16 protein-coding genes are annotated in these 17,007 nt (G+C 41.8%); 7 read left to right on the top strand and 9 right to left on the bottom strand.

Annotated features, from left to right (window positions below):
* The first annotated feature begins 174 nt into the window (after positions 1-174).
* The 3 genes from H6G26_RS21830 (at position 175) to H6G26_RS21820 (ending at position 4,867) form a co-directional block, all read left to right on the top strand.
* Positions 175-582, top strand: coding sequence for a four helix bundle protein (locus H6G26_RS21830; protein WP_190731248.1), 408 nt, complete (start codon positions 175-177; stop codon positions 580-582).
* A 168-nt stretch (positions 583-750) separates the two neighbouring features.
* Positions 751-2,898: an ATP-binding protein gene (locus tag H6G26_RS21825; protein ID WP_190731247.1), complete on the top strand. Its 2,148-nt coding sequence runs from the start codon at positions 751-753 to the stop codon at positions 2,896-2,898.
* Positions 2,891-4,867, top strand: a complete 1,977-nt coding sequence (locus H6G26_RS21820; protein ID WP_190731246.1) for a response regulator — start codon at positions 2,891-2,893, stop codon at positions 4,865-4,867. The genes H6G26_RS21825 and H6G26_RS21820 overlap by 8 nt, the downstream gene beginning before the upstream one ends.
* Before the next feature lie 176 nt (positions 4,868-5,043).
* Here the strand turns inward: H6G26_RS21820 and H6G26_RS21815 are convergent, their stop codons facing one another.
* Positions 5,044-5,301, bottom strand: coding sequence for a hypothetical protein (locus H6G26_RS21815; RefSeq protein WP_190731245.1), 258 nt, complete (start codon positions 5,299-5,301; stop codon positions 5,044-5,046).
* A gap of 14 nt (positions 5,302-5,315) precedes the next feature.
* Here H6G26_RS21815 and H6G26_RS21810 point away from each other — a divergent pair, with 14 nt between their 5' ends.
* From H6G26_RS21810 to H6G26_RS21800, 3 genes are all read left to right on the top strand, one after another.
* A complete protein-coding gene (locus tag H6G26_RS21810) occupies positions 5,316-5,930 on the top strand; it encodes a hypothetical protein (protein ID WP_190731244.1) in 615 nt (204 codons plus the stop codon).
* Between the two features lie 82 nt (positions 5,931-6,012).
* Positions 6,013-6,159, top strand: a complete 147-nt coding sequence (locus H6G26_RS21805; protein WP_199327020.1) for a hypothetical protein — start codon at positions 6,013-6,015, stop codon at positions 6,157-6,159.
* Positions 6,150-6,329, top strand: a complete 180-nt coding sequence (locus H6G26_RS21800) for a hypothetical protein (protein ID WP_190731243.1) — start codon at positions 6,150-6,152, stop codon at positions 6,327-6,329. Before H6G26_RS21805 ends, H6G26_RS21800 begins: the two co-directional genes overlap by 10 nt.
* 114 nt (positions 6,330-6,443) lie before the next feature.
* Here H6G26_RS21800 and H6G26_RS21795 read toward each other — a convergent pair whose 3' ends face one another.
* From H6G26_RS21795 to H6G26_RS21785, 3 genes are all read right to left on the bottom strand, one after another.
* Entirely contained in the window at positions 6,444-8,372 is a 1,929-nt protein-coding gene (locus H6G26_RS21795) for an ABC-F family ATP-binding cassette domain-containing protein (RefSeq protein WP_190731242.1), read from the bottom strand.
* Between the two features lie 71 nt (positions 8,373-8,443).
* On the bottom strand, positions 8,444-8,860 hold the full coding sequence (locus H6G26_RS21790) for a DUF1824 family protein (RefSeq protein ID WP_190731241.1): 417 nt from the start codon (positions 8,858-8,860) through the stop codon (positions 8,444-8,446).
* Between the two features lie 175 nt (positions 8,861-9,035).
* Complete coding sequence (locus tag H6G26_RS21785) at positions 9,036-9,884, bottom strand: prohibitin family protein (protein ID WP_190731240.1); 849 nt, start codon at positions 9,882-9,884, stop codon at positions 9,036-9,038.
* A 350-nt stretch (positions 9,885-10,234) separates the two neighbouring features.
* On the opposite strand from H6G26_RS21785, the gene H6G26_RS21780 reads away from it, so the two are divergent.
* On the top strand, positions 10,235-11,776 hold the full coding sequence (locus tag H6G26_RS21780; protein WP_190731239.1) for an NAD(P)/FAD-dependent oxidoreductase: 1,542 nt from the start codon (positions 10,235-10,237) through the stop codon (positions 11,774-11,776).
* On the opposite strand, the gene H6G26_RS21775 is transcribed toward H6G26_RS21780, so the two are convergent.
* The 5 genes from H6G26_RS21775 to H6G26_RS21755 form a co-directional block, all read right to left on the bottom strand.
* Positions 11,763-12,437 (bottom strand): hypothetical protein, encoded by a 675-nt coding sequence (locus H6G26_RS21775; protein ID WP_190731238.1) that lies wholly within the window; start codon positions 12,435-12,437, stop codon positions 11,763-11,765. The genes H6G26_RS21780 and H6G26_RS21775 overlap by 14 nt on opposite strands.
* Before the next feature lie 458 nt (positions 12,438-12,895).
* Positions 12,896-13,357: a hypothetical protein gene (locus H6G26_RS21770; RefSeq protein ID WP_190731237.1), complete on the bottom strand. Its 462-nt coding sequence runs from the start codon at positions 13,355-13,357 to the stop codon at positions 12,896-12,898.
* A 26-nt stretch (positions 13,358-13,383) separates the two neighbouring features.
* Entirely contained in the window at positions 13,384-15,222 is a 1,839-nt protein-coding gene (locus H6G26_RS21765; RefSeq protein WP_190731236.1) for a bifunctional serine/threonine-protein kinase/formylglycine-generating enzyme family protein, read from the bottom strand.
* Between the two features lie 308 nt (positions 15,223-15,530).
* Positions 15,531-16,334, bottom strand: a complete 804-nt coding sequence (locus H6G26_RS21760; RefSeq protein WP_190731235.1) for an ABC transporter permease subunit — start codon at positions 16,332-16,334, stop codon at positions 15,531-15,533.
* 129 nt (positions 16,335-16,463) lie between these two features.
* On the bottom strand, positions 16,464-16,835 hold the full coding sequence (locus tag H6G26_RS21755) for an FAD-binding oxidoreductase (protein ID WP_190731234.1): 372 nt from the start codon (positions 16,833-16,835) through the stop codon (positions 16,464-16,466).
* Positions 16,836-17,007: the final 172 nt, after the last annotated feature.

Here is a 17,007-nt window from a genome sequence, read left to right as displayed (position 1 = left end):
GGCAGGGGAAGCAGGGGAAGCAGGGGAAGGGGGCAGGGGAAGCAGGGGAGGCAGGGGAGGCAGGGGAAGGGGGCAGGGGAAGCAGGGGAGGCAGGGGAGGCAGGGGAAGGGGGCAGGGGAAGCAGGGGAGGCAGGGGAAGCAGGGGAGGCAGGGGAAGCAGGGGAAGCAAAACAATGAATAAAGAAGCAATAAAAGATCATAGAGATTTGGGGATTTATAAAATTGCCTTTGAAGCAGCAATGAAAATTTTTGAGCTATCAAAAAAGTTCCCTGTAGAGGAGAGATATTCGTTAACTGATCAAATTCGTAGATCCTCACGCTCTGTTTGTGCTAATTTTGCTGAAGCATGGAGAAAACGGCGTTATGAAGCAGCTTTTGTTGCTAAATTAAATGATTGCGTTCGCGGAGCGTGTCGTAGACAAGCTGAAGCCGCTGAAACTCAAACTTGGATTGAATTTGCTGTCAAATGCAACTACATGAATGTAGAAGTAGGACGAGAAGTTTATGCAAATTACAATCAAGTTTTATCCGGTCTGGTAAATATGATTAATAATCCATCACCTTGGTTGAGAAATCGTTAAGGGCACTCCAAAAATTAAATTATCCAATTTTTAGCTTGAAAACGATTATTCAGACTCCTCTCCCCATGCTCCCCCTGCCTCCCCTGCCTCCCCTGCTCCCCCTGCCCCCCTGCTCCCCCTGCCGTCTCAGCAGTAACTGATAACTGATTTAAATTGGAGTAAAGCGACTTGACAACTATTTTCACGCTCGAAATCCAGTACGAACAGGATGTTGTGCAAGCTCGGCAGCGAACTCGTGAGATTGCAGAGCAATTGGGCTTTACTGCCCAAGATCAGGCACGATTGGCAACGGCAGTTTCAGAAATTGCTCGTAATGCCTTTCAGTATGCCAAAGGTGGAACCGTTGAATTTTCTGTGGCAGGAGAACCTCAGACGTTTGTGATTCGGATTCAGGATCGGGGTAAGGGAATTCCTCATCTGGCAGACGTTTTGGCAGGACGCTACACCTCTAGTACAGGAACGGGGCTAGGCATCATGGGTAGCCGCAAGCTGATGGATTTTTTTGAAATTGAATCGCCCCCGGGACAGGGAACAACGGTGGTGATGAACAAAAAATTGTCGAAGCGCACACCGACTTTCACTGATTCGCAATTGCAGCAGATTCGAGAAACCGTGATGGAGCGATCGCCCCAGAATCCCTATGAAGAAATTCAAAGACAAAACCAGGAATTACTGCGGACAATGGCAGAGTTACGCAAGCGCGAGGAAGAATTGACCCATCTCAACCGGGAACTGGAAGATACTAATCGTGGTGTGGTTGCTCTCTACGCGGAACTGGATGAAAAGGCAAGTTCCTTGCAAAAGGTAAATGACCTAAAAACTCGTTTTCTCTCGAACATGAGCCATGAGTTTCGTACACCCCTCAACTCGATTCTGTCGCTTTCTCGGATGCTACTAGCACGGATGGATGGTGATTTGACCGCCGAGCAAGAAAAGCAGGTGACATTTATCCAAAAGGCGGCGAGTGGATTATCAGAAATGGTCAACGACCTGCTGGATTTGGCCAAGGTGGAAGCTGGAAAAATTGAAGTGCGTCCTAGTTCCTTTGAAGTTAGTGACTTGTTTGCAACCCTGCGGGGAATGCTCCGCCCATTATTAGTTCAAGGCTCCTCTGTTGCGCTGATTGTGGAAGAACCAGAAGGCATAACTCCGCTTTATACTGATGAGGGCAAAGTCGGGCAAATTCTGAGAAACTTTGTCTCGAATGCACTCAAATTTACTGAGCAGGGAGAAGTGCGTGTAACCGCTGTGCAAAGGGGTCATACCGTGACATTCTCTGTGTCTGATACGGGGATCGGCATTGCGATCGCCGATCAAGAGCGCATTTTTGAGGATTTTATCCAAATTGAGTCTTCTCTGCAAAAGCAGGTGAAGGGAACCGGGTTAGGATTGCCGTTATCACACAAGCTAGCGGAGCTACTCGGCGGTAGTATTTCGGTTAGAAGTAAGCTAGGTCAAGGCTCCACCTTTACAGTATCGATTCCGCTCATCTACCCATATACAACTGAATTTCCCACCTTAGTACAACCGCTTATATCACTTGAGACAACTCGGCTGCCTATTCTGGCGGTTGAAGATCATCAAGAAACACTATTTATTTACGAAAACCACCTTCAGCAGTCAATTTATCAATTAATTGCCACCCGCACCTTAGCTGAGGCAAGGCAAGTATTACAACAAGTCCGACCAGCGGCGATTCTGCTAGATATTATGCTAGAAGGGCAAAACGGCTGGACGTTCCTGCGAGAACTCAAAGGAGATGAAACCACCTGCACCATCCCTGTAGTCGTTATCACCATCATTGATAACGAGAAGCAAGCACTGGCACTAGGAGCTAACGGTTTTCTGATTAAGCCCGTAGACAGATTACAGCTATTAATCAAACTTAATACGCTAATTAATCAGAACAAGCCTCAAAAAATTTTGTTAATTGACGATGACCCCGCCTATCGATATTTGGTGAAGCAGTTGTTAGTAAATACACCGTTGAGTATTTTAGAAGCCGCGAACGGACGGGAAGGATTAGTGTTGGCACAATCTGAGCAACCGACCGCGATCGTGCTTGACTTGGAGATGCCAGAGATGAGCGGGTTTGATGTACTCAAACAGCTGAGGCATAATTCAGTCACTTCGTCAATTGCTGTAATTATCCACTCATCTGCCCAACTGGATGCAGAGGCGGACAGCTGGTTAGCAAAACAAAGCATCGCTATTCTTTCTAAAGAAACAGGCTCTCAAGCAACGGCGAACACCCAACTTCAAGATGCCCTCGTCCAAGCCGGACTTGTTCTAGTTTCAGGGGGAATTCATGTCTGAGCCACAGGTTACAATTCTCCATGTGGATGATAACGAAGCCAATCGTTACATTGTGATCCGGATTTTGCAAAATGTAGGCTTTAAGGTTGTGGAAGCAGCAACCGGAGCAGCAGGATTAAAGGCAGTTGTTGAGCATCTACCTGCTCTGGTGATTTTGGATGTCAAACTACCAGATATTACAGGCTTTGAAGTCTGTCGCCAAATTAAGGCAAATCCCGAAACTGCTTTTATTCCCGTGCTACACCTTTCGGCAAGTTTTGTTCAAAGTCAGGATAAAGCAGAAGGCTTAGACAGTGGTGCTGATGCTTATCTGGTACAACCTATTGAACCTATTGAACTGGTGGCCACAGTGCGATCGCTGCTGCGAATTCGACGGGCAGAGGAAGCAGCTTTATCTTCAGCACGAGAGTGGCAAACGACTTTTGACTCCATGAATGACGGTGTATGTCTAGTAGACAAAGAAGGCAAAGTGTTGCGCTGTAATCGAGCGATGATGCAACTCGTTTACAAGCCTTATAGCGAAATTTTAGGTCGCACCTACTATGAGTTGATTAACGTAAAATGGGGAATTGGGGACGGTATTTGCTTTCACCGTGCTACAGAAACTCACCAACGGCAGGTTTTAGAAGTTCAGTCTCAAGACAGATGGTTTACCAAAACTATCGACCCAGTACTTGATGAGCATGGGACTCTTACAGGTGCTGTTTTTATCCTATCCGATATTACTGAACGTAAGCGTGCAGAAGCTTTACTGCAAGAGCAGAACGATCACCTCAATCGGCTGATGGTCTCTTTGCAGGAACAGACTGAACAAGCGCAGCAAGCAAACCGCATCAAAGATGAATTTTTAGCAGTGCTGTCTCATGAATTGCGATCGCCTTTAAATCCGATTCTGGGATGGACAAAAATCTTACAAACCAGCCAGCAGGACGCAGCTAAAACTCAGTATGCACTAGAAACGATCGAGCGCAATGCCAAGCTGCAAGCACAACTGATCGAAGATTTGCTTGATGTGTCGCGCATTCTCCAAGGCAAATTGAGCTTAAAAACAGTTCCAGTTAGTCTAACTTTTACCATCAAAGCTGCGCTGGAAACGGTGCGGCTTGCTGCTGAAGCTAAATCTATTCAGATTAAGACAATATTTGAACCAAACGTTGGGCAAGTGTTAGGTGATTCTGGTCGCCTGCAACAAGTTGTTTGGAATCTGCTTACCAACGCTATTAAATTTACCTCACAGGGTGGTCAAGTCGAGGTGCAGTTAAAGACAGTAAAAGAATTAGATACTCATCCTGATGAATACGCTCAAATCACTGTCAGCGATACTGGTAGGGGGATCTCTGGTGACTTTCTTCCATACGTCTTTGACTACTTCCGCCAAGCCGATGGTACAACAACCCGAAAATTTGGGGGGTTAGGCTTAGGGTTGGCGATCGTGCGTTATTTGGTTGAACTGCACGGAGGCACCGTTGAGGCAGCGAGTCCCGGAGAAAGTCAAGGAGCAACGTTTACAGTCAAGCTGCCACTCATCCCTACGGCAAAATTGAATCACAATGATATTGTGCCTCATAATTTCTCAGACTTTAATTTTCATGGATTGCAAGCACTGCTAGTAGACGATGACACAGATTCACGAGAGGTGATTGCGTTTTTGTTACAACAGTATGGCTTTCAAGTGACTCAAGCTCAATCAGCACATGATGCTCTGAGCATTTTGGAGCAAGCAAAATTTGATTTGCTAATCAGTGATATTGGTATGCCCGATATGGATGGCTATACACTAATTCGTCAAATTAGAAAGCTCTCACCTTCCAGGGGCAGAGAAATTCCGGCGATCGCCCTCACAGCTTATGCTGGAGAGATTAATCAAAAACTTGCAATAGCGGCTGGATTTCAACAGCATATTTCTAAACCAATCGACCCAGAGATACTAATGCGGCTTATTTTAGATATATTAGGGGTACGGCAATAATTGAGATACATCCTGATATAAATCTAGAAGATGGCTGGAAAATTACTAACTTTTATATGACATCTGGAAAGTCTTATTATATTTCGAACTTTAGCGCTCTGAGAATTAAAACTGATGACTTTTATTTTCCGAAGTTAGTAATTAACTGAAGATTTTAAACTCACTGGCACAGAAGTCTATATCAAAAAAATTGGTAACGCTATTGTTCTCATTGCCAAAGATAACCCCTGGCGATCGCTCATCGACAGTCTAGACAATTTCTCTGATGATTTCATGACTAATTGCGATCGCTTACTCATCGACACCAGAGAGAGTTTGTAGATTTGATACCTGGCATTCAGCGCTGTTGTTAGAGAATTGGGTTGAGTAGCTGTAAAAGGCGATCGCACTTTGCCTAAAACTATAAATACTCTAGAGTGGTGTATGCCATCCACACGTAAATTACTATATGAATCGTCCCCGAATCATTCAACCTAGTCAAAGCTATACATTCAGCAAATATTTTGAACTTCCGTTTTCCCCAGAAGATATTCTTGCTGAACTTGGCTGTTCTTATAAACGTGAACGGTTGCAATTACCAAAAACAGAATTTAACTCTGAGCTAATTGCAGAATTACACCGAGTCATTGAGCGTAACCTCCGACGTGTCAAGCTACTTAGTGAAGATGCACGCAAGCAAGCAATTATCGCACCAATATTACTAGAAGTTTGCGAAATTGCTCAAACCCAATTGAATATCGAGTATCCCATTAATGTTAGCGACCAACTAAAAGGCAGCTTGGATTATTACATTGATAAAGGTAAAGGCTTGTTAGTGATTGAAGCGAAACAAGCAGATTTAAGTAGAGGATTTACACAATTAGCAGTTGAACTGATTGCACTCGATCAATGGATAAATTCAGAATTACCATCTCTTTATGGGTCTGTAACTACTGGTGAAGATTGGCGATTTGCAATATACAACCGCCAAGAAAAACAGATAACGGAAGACCTCAAATTATATCGAGTTCCTGAAGAATTAACTGAATTAACTCATATTTTAGTTGGCATATTGAGCAATTAGTATTAATATACAAAAGTATAAATTAAAATGTATTCTAAAGAAGTTGCTTAAAACCGATCGTGCAACAGAAAAAAATAAGATCGTGAATACCGCCAAACTCAGCACTGATGGCACTCACCAAGTTGTTATTTTGCCAGAAGGTTTTCAACTTACTGGCACAGAAGTTTATATTAAAAAAATTGGTAAAGCTATTGTTCTCATTGCCAATGATACAGCACTTTGCAACTAAATGAGGTACAGAACCAAGGATTCACAAATCAAATTATTCTTCTTCCTCCTGCCTCCTGCCTTGTCTACGACACGCTGCGCGATCTGCCTCCTGCCTCAAAACCAGTGACTTTGTACTTCATGCAAAAGAAAACTGCTGTAACCCCTGGCGATCGCTCATCGACAGTCTAGACAATTTCTGTGATAATTTCATGACTACTAGAGATCAAGGTTTTTGAACCCACGGAGGTGGGTAAAGTCTCGTGTAGCCGCGATTTCTAATCGCCAAGGCTTTTAAAACACCCTCTAGGACTCCATCTCTGCCAATTCTAACCAACGTTCAGTTGCCACATCGATCGCTTGCTTGAGCTTTTCCACTTCATCGTACAATTTCTGCACTTGGCTATAATTCCCCGGTGAAACATTCGCTAGTGTTTTCTCGGTTTCTGCTTTCTCAGCCTCTAACTTGGCAATTTTACCTTCCAACTGCTCAAATTCTTTCTTTTCCCAATTGGATAACCTACGCCGCTTGGTATTCTCTACATCCTTGGGTGAAGCCGCACCATTTTGGACTTCGACATTTTTAGGCTTTTCCTTAGCGTTCGCAGCTTGTTGCTGTGCCTCCTCAGCCTTCTTATAATCCAGATAAATCGAATAATTACCTGGATATTGCCTCAGATTACCGCCTTCTTCAAAGGAAAATACTGTGTCGATGGTGCGATCGAGAAAGTAGCGATCGTGAGAAACTACAATTACACAACCGACAAAATCCTCTAAATAATCTTCTAATACTGCCAATGTCTGAACATCTAAATCATTTGTCGGTTCATCTAAAATCAAGACGTTGGGCGCACTCATTAAAACCCGCAACAGAAATAAACGGCGTTTTTCACCACCCGAAAGTTTATTAATTGGGGCATACTGTTGATTACCAGGAAACAAAAACCGCTCTAACATTTGAGAAGCAGTAATTTGAGTACCATCGGTAATTTTAATAAATTCACCTTCTTCTTTGATATAGTCAATCACGCGCTGATTTTCATTTAAAGCTGTGAGCAATTCTTCTGAATGCTGGTCAAAATAACCGATGTGAATTGTAGTCCCAATTTCTGCAACACCTGAATCTGGTTTAATCTGACCAGTAATAATATCCATTAAAGTGGATTTACCAGCACCGTTAGCGCCGATGATGCCAATGCGGTCTTCTGGACTAAATTCGTAGGTGAAATTATTAATCAGGGTACGTCCATCATAGGCTTTAGAAATGTTATTTAATTCAATAACTTTTTTGCCAATGCGACGACCAACTGTAGAAATATCAACTTTACCCTGAACTTGTTTAAATTCAGTATCCCGCAGAGCATGAGCGCGGTCAATTCTAGCTTTCTGTTTGGTACTTCTAGCTTTCGGCCCTTTTTTGAGCCATTCCAACTCGCGGCGCAACAAGCCTTGGTGTTTACGTTGACTGCTGACGGCAGAATCTTCAGCTAAGGCTTTCTTTTCGAGGTAATATGAATAGTTACCTGTATAGGTGTAAATGTCGCCTCGGTCAATTTCAATAATCCGATTGGTAACGCGATCTAGAAAGTAGCGATCGTGGGTGATGAGAAAAAGTGCGCCACGATAGCGATTTAAATAACTTTGTAACCATTCTACAGAAAGAGCATCCAGATGGTTTGTCGGCTCATCCATAAGCAAAGCATCTGGTTCTGCTAGCAACGCTGATGCTAAAGCAATCCGCTTGCGATAGCCTCCAGACAAAGTGCCTATCTTGGCCTCAAAGTCAGAAATTCCTAATTTAGTGAGAATGATTTTAGCATTAGTTTCTAATTCCCAAGCACCACTTGTATCCATCTTTTGCATCACCACAGAAAGGCGAGACATCAGTTGGTTATCATCTGGATAGTGAGCCAATTTATCTGAGAGTTCTTCATACTCACGCACCAAAGCCATGTGTTCGCCACTATCGGCGAAAACTTGCTCTAAAACTGTGTGGTTTTCATCTAAATCTGGCTGCTGGGGTAAGTAGATAATTCTAGAACCAGAGTTAACTAAAATTTGACCACTATCAATCGGTTCTAACCCGGCAATCATTTTTAATAGGGTTGATTTACCTGAACCGTTAGTACCAATTAAACCAACTTTATCGGTAGCATCAAGGCTAAAGCTGGCATCTTTTAAAACTTCTTTGATGCCAAAGTCTTTTTTAACCGACTGTAGTGTAATAATACTCATAAAATCTAGTAATTTTTCATTGATCGTTAGTTAGTAGGTAAAGCACATCCTTTACCTACATTTGCCGAATTCTATACAAATAAATCCAAGGGGAGATGTCCATACATTTCGTTGATTCCGTCTTCGTGGTAAGACTGACAAGAAACTAATACGCCACGATGATGTCCAGCATAAGAATCGAGATAGCACAAGCCATTTTTACCATTTAATTTTATATAAACTGGCCCTTCAGGTGTAAGTAAATTGTCTGGTGGTTCATAACCCAAAGCCAGAGAATAGGTCTTCATTGCCAATATTCCTTCTTCTGCTGTATCAGCACAAATTCCTAAAATTTGGTAATCAGCAAGCTTGGTGATCAAAATTAGGGCGTCACGAATTACTGCTTTTTCTGATGGCTTGAGGATAGGGGCAATGTCTAGGCAGTTGAATTTATTCAGTAGTTTTTTCGCTTCTTCGGCGGTGAGATTTTGAGGATTGGGGGTTGACATAAACTTCGATTATTGACTTGTTGGGTTTTCGATTGTGTTGGAGTTGGTACTAGCCCAACTTATACTATTTTTGATTTTAGATTTTGGATTGCAAATCGTCCAAGTGCTATGGAATTTGTATGAGGCCAAAGCAAATTCCATAATTCTGGACTTTATTATCTAATGCCTACTCTTTTTACGGTTGATTTTGGACATTTCCAAGGTTAAATATGAAGGGGACACCGTTTTTTGAGTCACCACCCATAACAAGGACTTTGGGCATTTGAGCGCCGCCAGTTCTCCAAGCTTCAATTGCTTCTTTTTGTAGAACTAACTGCCCTCCTTGCGCTTTGAGCGTCTCTGCTAAAAGTCTTTGAGCTTCTGCCCTACCTTTAGCGCGATTCACATCTGCTTGTGCTTCTTGTTCTGCTTCCCGTGCTACATAAACGGCTCTTTGCGCTCGTTGTTCAGCAATTTGTTTTTCTTCCACAGCTCTTGCAAATTCTGGTGAGAATGCTAAATCAACTACGCTAGTATCTAACACAATTATCCCATATTTGTCTAAGCGATCGCCTAGGGCTTCATCAAAGTCTTCTTTCAACTCACTTCTTTTAGTAATTGCTTCTTCTACTGTTCTTCTAGCAGCTGCAATTTTAAATGCTTCTTGGGTCTGTGGTGCAATGATTTTTGATACAATATTTGCTAAGGTTCCTTGTTTCCTTCTAACTTCAACTACCTTGATGGGATCGAGGCGAAAGTTGATCGCAAATCTCGCAGATAAATTTTGCAAATCTTTAGTAGAACTCTCTGCTGGAACTTCAAATTTCTGCACAGTCAAATCATACACATCTATCACTGAGATAAAAGGCGGTTTTGCATGAATCCCTTCCAATAAAGCGCCATCTCTCGCTTTACCCAAGATGCTGATCACTCCTGCTTGTCCTGGGTTAATAATGATAAAGGAATTTAGTCCCAGAACCACTAGTGTTGCTAACACAATTCCTAAAACTGTGCTTTGCCAATTTCCAAATTGCTGATTTTTCAAATTCCTCTCTCCAATATGAGTTAGTCATTAGTCATTAGTCGTTAGTCATGAAGAGTTATTATTTTTCTCCTTGTCTTCCTTCTCTAGTCTCTATTTCGCAGTCCCCAGTCTCCAGTCTCTAGTGCTAAGTCAGAAGTTTTACTTTGACTTGAGTAAACTCAGTTACTAGTTTAAGCTTCTCATTAGTCTGTCTGAATCAAATTTTTAATTTAAACAACGTAGCGCTGAGGGTTTTATGTCCATCCTTAGTGATGATATTAACTAATTAGAGCGGTTTATGGATGGGAGAGCGAATGATATCATCCAAGTTTCCCCGACTGTTTTAATTTATTGTTGCAAACATCAGAGATATGCAAAACACAGATGTAGTCGTCATTGGTAGCGGTATTGGCGGTTTGAGTTGTGCTGCTGTTTTGGCACGGTATGGCTTTGATGTGATAGTCTGCGAAAGCCACTCCATTGCTGGAGGCGCAGCCCATGCTTTTGAGCGCAATGGTTTCAAATTCGACTCGGGCCCGTCTCTTTACTCTGGACTATCTTACAGCCCCTCTGCCAACCCTTTGCGACAAGTGTTAGATGCAATTGGTTCTGAATTACCATGCGTAACCTACGATACTTGGGGTTGTTGTGTACCAGAAGGTGATTTTGATACGTCGGTTGGTGCCGAGCAATTTTGTGAAGTGCTGATGAGATTCTGTGGTGATGATGCTGTTACTGAATGGCAAGAACTCCAGCGCATTATGGAACCATTTGCTAGTGCAGCAACTTCCATACCACCAGCCGCATTACGCTTTGATTTTGGTGCAGCTAGAACTGTGGGCCCATTTATCCCATCTCTGACAAAAAATCTGGCGAATATAATTAAGCTGACGGGCCCCTTCAGCCGGATTATGGATGGGGTTGTTAAAGATCCTTTTACCCGAAACTGGCTGAATTTGCTGTGTTTCCTACTTTCTGGATTACCCGCAGATGGCACTAGTGCAGCAGAGGTAGGATTTATGTTTGCAGACTGGTATCGCCCAGATGCAATACTTGAATATCCCATTGGTGGTAGTGGTGCTTTAGTTGACACCCTTGTACAAGGATTAGAGCGTCACGGGGGGAAGTTGATTCTAGGCGCTCATGTGGAAGAAGTGGTTGTAGAAGGTAATCGCGCGGTGGGTGTGCGTCTTGGCGATCGCTCCGAAATTCGAGCGCGGCGGGCAGTGATTTCTAATGCATCGGTTTGGGACACACTGAAGTTACTACCAGAAAAGGCAATACCCAAAAAGTACCGCAGCAAACGACAGGCGACACCTGAGTGTGATAGCTTTATGCATCTACATTTGGGCATTGATGCTCAAGGATTACAATCAAATTTGCGGTGTCATTACATCGTGGTTAATAACTGGGAATTGGGCATAACAGCACCTCAGAATGTTGTAGTGATCTCCATCCCTTCAGTTCTCGATCCATCCTTAGCACCAGCAGGTAAGCACGTGATTCATGTGTATACACCTGGTAATGAGCCGTATGCTATCTGGCAGGGAATGGATAGAAGGAGTCAGGAATATGCCGAACAAAAGCGATCGCGTGCAGAAGTAATGTGGCAAGCGCTACAACGGATCATTCCAGATATTCGCTCTCGTTGCGAAGTCACGCTTGTTGGTACACCGTTAACGCACGAGCGTTATCTCCGCCGTCACCAGGGTTCCTATGGCCCGGCAATTCAGGCTGGAAGTGGTATGTTTCCTGGCCCCGGCACACCTCTACCAGGGCTGATGTGCTGTGGAGACTCGACATTTCCCGGTATTGGTTTACCAGCAGTCGCCGCCAGTGGGCTGATTGCTGCGAATACCCTTGCACCGGTTGATAAGCATTTAGCCATGCTTCAAGATATCAAGTGTATTTAATTTTTCGAGGATAAAATCTAGTTGCCAAGAGAGCCGCACCCACTGCCAAAACTGCTAGCACACTATCAGATTCGGGTACGGCAGCAACTTGAGCATCAATTCGTGCAGTTCCAGCAAATAAACCTGTCAAGTCCGGGTTTCCTAGTATTTTGGCAAACTCTGGAGAAACCAGCAATTTAACATCAGGGATAGTTAAATTTTTACCATCAAATGCCACAGGTTCTGAAAGACTCAAATCAAACAAAATTGTATCTAAAGAAAATGTGTCTCTTAAAACAAATCCGCTAGCATCTTTGATAGTACGTCCCGGAGCAAAACCTATTGAAAACTCACCAACAGTAATTTGATTATTGAAAGTAACAGTACCAGTTTGCTCGATTGTACCTGAAAGCGGAGTAAAACCGCCCTGATCACTGAACGTGAAGTTGGTGGCTGAGTCGATGTTGAAGCCAACCAAATAATTGCTAGGAATTGGTGCGACTGTATGATTACTGCCTGTCAAGGTTAGCCCGATATTTCTAAGAATATCCTCGTGATCGTGATCAATACTGGTGACTCCGAATATTACTTTAAAAGTTGCAGCTTCTACCTCTATGGGTGCAATTAATATAAAAGCTGCTGTTGTACAATCAAGAATCCCTGCAAATTTAGAAAACCGCATAGATACCCCTTATATTTTTAGTTTATTTTATCGAAAGAATGCTCTTTATTAATTTAAAAGCTAAGTATTACCACTAAAGAAATACTCTCAAAACATAAAAGAATACTTTTTAAATTTTATATTTAGCAAAAGCTAAGTTAATAGCAAAACTTAAATTGTCTAGTTACAAAGACAAATTTAAGTAGATGGGTAAAAATAAAGATCACTGCTTATGATAGAGCAGAAAATATGAGGCATAAGGCATTAAACATAAAACACGAGAAAAATATAGTTACGTTTAATTATGTCCAATGCTAAAACCTCGTTTCCAACCTCTGGCTATAAATGCTACTCATTGGCTGCTGCCGCTAGTCTTGAGGCGGCAGTTCCCCCATTAGGGACTTGCATTATTCCAAATTATTTGTACATTTTTAGGGGGCGTACAGCTAGCTGTACGCCCCTACTGAAAAGTTGTTGCTTTACAAGCTTGTTCTAATCCACCAGCTTATTTTCTCCAAATTAGGATCTATTTCCTGCCAAAAGCTGGCTGATGAGTCTGCTTCTCTTGCGGCTGCCAGTATTTGATTTATACTGTCGAAGTTTTTTTGAATTAAATGCTTATCTAATTTAGGAATATCTAATTTAAAATATTTTAGACGATTGGGTAACTCTACTTTTTCTTTTGGCGGCAAGTGAGAAATCCGATCAACTTGTTCTATAATTTTGTCTATTGATGCAATTACTTCTTTCAGGCTCGGCTTTTTAGTTTGTAATTGTAAATCTTTTTCTTCAAAGGCTTCTTCTTGATTACCTAACTTTACTATCACTATTTTGACAAAGAAAATATTGTAATCAACTTCAATAACTTCACCCACTTGATTATAATATTTTCCAGTTTTATTTATAAGTACTATGTCACCTTTCTCAATTTTGTCTTTCATAATTTATACAGCGCTGAATTAAATTGCTAAATAATCTCCTCTACAGAAAATACTACTCTAAAGCCACAAACCCTCAGTCCACCGTCTGACTCATTCCAGCTACGGCTAGCGCTGCGACACAGTTCTGCATTGAAACTCCAAGAACCACCGCGTAACACTCGGCGATTAATATCACCGCCAACTTCCCAGGCTGTTCCATCTGAGGGTGCGTCGCTGTAATTGTTGTGCCACGAATCAGCGCACCATTCCCAAACTAGCCCGTGCATATCATACAATCCAAAGGCGTTGGCAACTTCAAAACTACCGACGTTTGTTGTTTCTTTACGAAATTTGCTTTTTGGTTCGATAGTGCAACTGACTAACTCAGAGGTAATGGCTTCACCAAAGTGGAAAGATGTTGTTGTTCCAGCCCGACAAGCATATTCCCATTCAGCTTCACTCGGTAAACGATATTCGCGCCCAGTTTTTTCTGATATTCTAAGACAGAATTCTACAGCTTCATGCCAGGATACATTTTCTACTGGTCTATCTAAACCTTTGAATTTTGATGGATTGGGATTTAAAGCTTGTTTGACTTTGGGTAAAGCGGCTACTATTCTCCACTGTGCTTGAGTTACGGGAAACTTGCCCATAAAAAATGGTTCGACGGTAACTTTGTGTCGAGGGCGTTCGTCAGCATCTCCTTCAAACTCTGGTGAACCCATCATGTAAGTACCACCAGGAATCGATACCATTTCTAATGTGACAGATTTACCCAATTCTTCGGCAAAGAAGTTTGCATTACAACTCATGCGGTTTACTTCTCTACCACTTGTGTCTACTGTTACTACGTCAAATTCAAAGGTTTCTAACGGCGGTAATGGTACTATTACTTTTTGTGGTAGCGGCGGTAATATGGGTTGAGACATCGAAACAATTTTAAGGGCAACAGGTTCAATGTTCAATGTTGCAAACTTCAAATCATTAATAACTTCTACTGCTGTTTGATATCTTTCACTCGCTAGATGTTTTAATAATTTATCTAAAATTTTTCCTAAGTCGTCGCTGATAGTAATACCTTTTTCTTGTAAACGTTCACGCCACAACCACTTAGCATTCATGGCATCATAAATAGGATCAGTAATCTGTCCAGAAGCATCCTGCAATGGCAAACATCGAGTTAAAAGACGCACACAAGTTACACCTAAAGCATACAAATCACTGCCGTGACAAGCAAATCCAGCCATTTGTTCTGTTGGAGCATAACCAAGGGTATAAATTACTGTCGCTTGTCTTCCTAAACTAGTTTGTGTTACCTGTTTAGCACCGCCAAAGTCAATTAATACGGGTTTTTCATCACTTGCACGGCGGATAATATTTTCTGGTTTAATATCCCGATGAATGACATTATGAGTATGAATGAATTGCAGTACTGGTAATAAATCAGTTAAAAGTTTCCAAATTTGTTTTTCACTATATATTTGTTGTTGAACTTCCTGTAAGAGAGTTTTTCCTTGAATAAATTCTTGTACGAGATATAAACTAGCACCTTGTTCAAAATAAGCTAGTAATCTGGGAATTTGGGTATGATTTTCTCCCAGTTCATACAACCGAAAAGCCTCTTCTTTGAAAAACTCCGCTGCTTTGGTACGTTGTCCTGTTCCCTGAAACTGCGGGAAAAATTGCTTGATGACGCAAGGCGCGTTTAGTCTGTCTACATCTTCTGTAGCATAGGTTCTACTAAATCCACCTTCACCTAGAAGTCTCAATACACGGTAACGGTTTCTTAGAAGTTTGCCAAAGTTGCTTTGTCCGCAACTCACGCAAAATCTATTGCTATCAGAGTTGAATGGATTTGAGCAATTGGGATTTTGGCAGATTTGCATAATGAGGTGAAAATAGCATCTTCTCCAAAGTTAGCCCCAATATTATCTAATTGAAAACAGTTATGTAGAGAAGCGAACACGGAAGTTTATTTATGTGCTTAAATTTCCTTCCATAGGAAGGTAGAAATATAAATAAATCCTAATATTGTGGCGTTTTAAAATATTAGTAAATATGAATACATCAGTACAACAGATGTAGAGGCGTTACATCGCAACGTCTCTTTTAATATAGCTTTTGTTTCTCACCTAAAAAGTTCATGGAGAACCAACTGGTTCATAATGTTTATTACTAATTGCGATTTTTATTTTCAGCTTTTATTCTCTCCAGAAAGGCGAATTAATTCAGCTACAAGAGCCGCGATCGCAGATACTGTAATCAACATTACACTTAATGCGTTAATATCCGGCTTGACTCCTGTTCTAATGCGGCTAAAAATCTCCATTGGCAAGGTGTTAGAACCGCTACCAGCAGTAAAACTGGCAATGAGAAAGTCATCTAAGCTGAGAACAAAGGCTAAAAGACAACCAGCTACAATCCCAGGCATCAATTGAGGTAATAATACTTCAATGAAAGCTTGCATTGGTGTAGCACCTAAATCTAGTGCTGCTTCTTCTAAGTGAGGATCTAAATTGGTAAGCCGTGAACTAACTACAAGTCCAACATAAGCAAGACAAAATACGATATGGGCTGCAACTATCGTCCATAAACTCAAAGGGATGGCAAAGGCTGCTAGACATACTAGGGTAGCGACTGCGATCGCAATATCGGGAATAATCAATGGTAGGTAAGCAACACCCCGATACAATTTCTTACCAGGAAATTGGTAACGCGCCAACCCAACCGCCATCAAAGTTCCCAGCACTGCTGAAATCCCGACTGCACAACCAGCAACTATCATACTGTTTTGCAAAGCTGATAAAATGCGATCGTCACTGAATAACTTGCGATACCAATCGAGAGTAAAGCCTTGCCAAGTTGCACTGTAAGGTGATTGATTAAAGCTATAAAAGCTAAGTACTAGTATGGGCAGGTACATGAACACAAACATGAGCAGTGAGAAAACCGCCTGCCATGAGACACGCGGTTTTTTGATAGATGGAGAGATATTCACGTTTATATATTGATTTTTATCTGATAGCAACAAAACATATCATATTTAATGTAATAAGTCAATAACTTGAAGGCGGCAGATCAAAAGAGGTAAGGGGGCGGGGGCAGGGGAAAAAAGATAGTCGTCAAGTCACTCAAAGTCGCAGTTAATGTTTTCTTGGGTAGCGATCGCCTCTATAGTGTTAATTGCTGTTGTATGACTTTGAGCAATATGTTTTGCACCTTCTTTACCGTGCATTTGCTCCAGTTCGTGGTAACGATAACTTAGCACATTCGATACGTGTGCTGTTGTTCTGGCTGTTTGACCACCACCAATGAGACCATCATCCAGTACGATCACTGATTTACCTGCACGGGTTAACATATAGGCAGTTGACATCCCTGCTATCCCAGCACCAATAACGCAGACATCTGCATAAGTATTTTCGGTAAGCACGAGTTTATCTGGGACTTCTGCCGTTGTCATCCAAATAGAAATTGTTTTACCAGAGTCGTTTTGCATATTTTTTTAGAGTCTCAAGCCAAATTTAGCTGCTGGAACAAATGATTTAGAACTGTTATATAGCAACAACTTGTGCATTACAAAAACCACTTTTGGTAATAAATATCTACTAATTTTTTACCCAACATCTAGCGAAAGAAAGAGTTTAAGGCTGAATATCTCTGTAATCATG

Source organism: Nostoc sp. FACHB-888 (assembly GCF_014696655.1).
Lineage (GTDB): Bacteria > Cyanobacteriota > Cyanobacteriia > Cyanobacteriales > Nostocaceae > Nostoc.
This window is presented reverse-complemented; position numbering and strand designations above follow the sequence as displayed.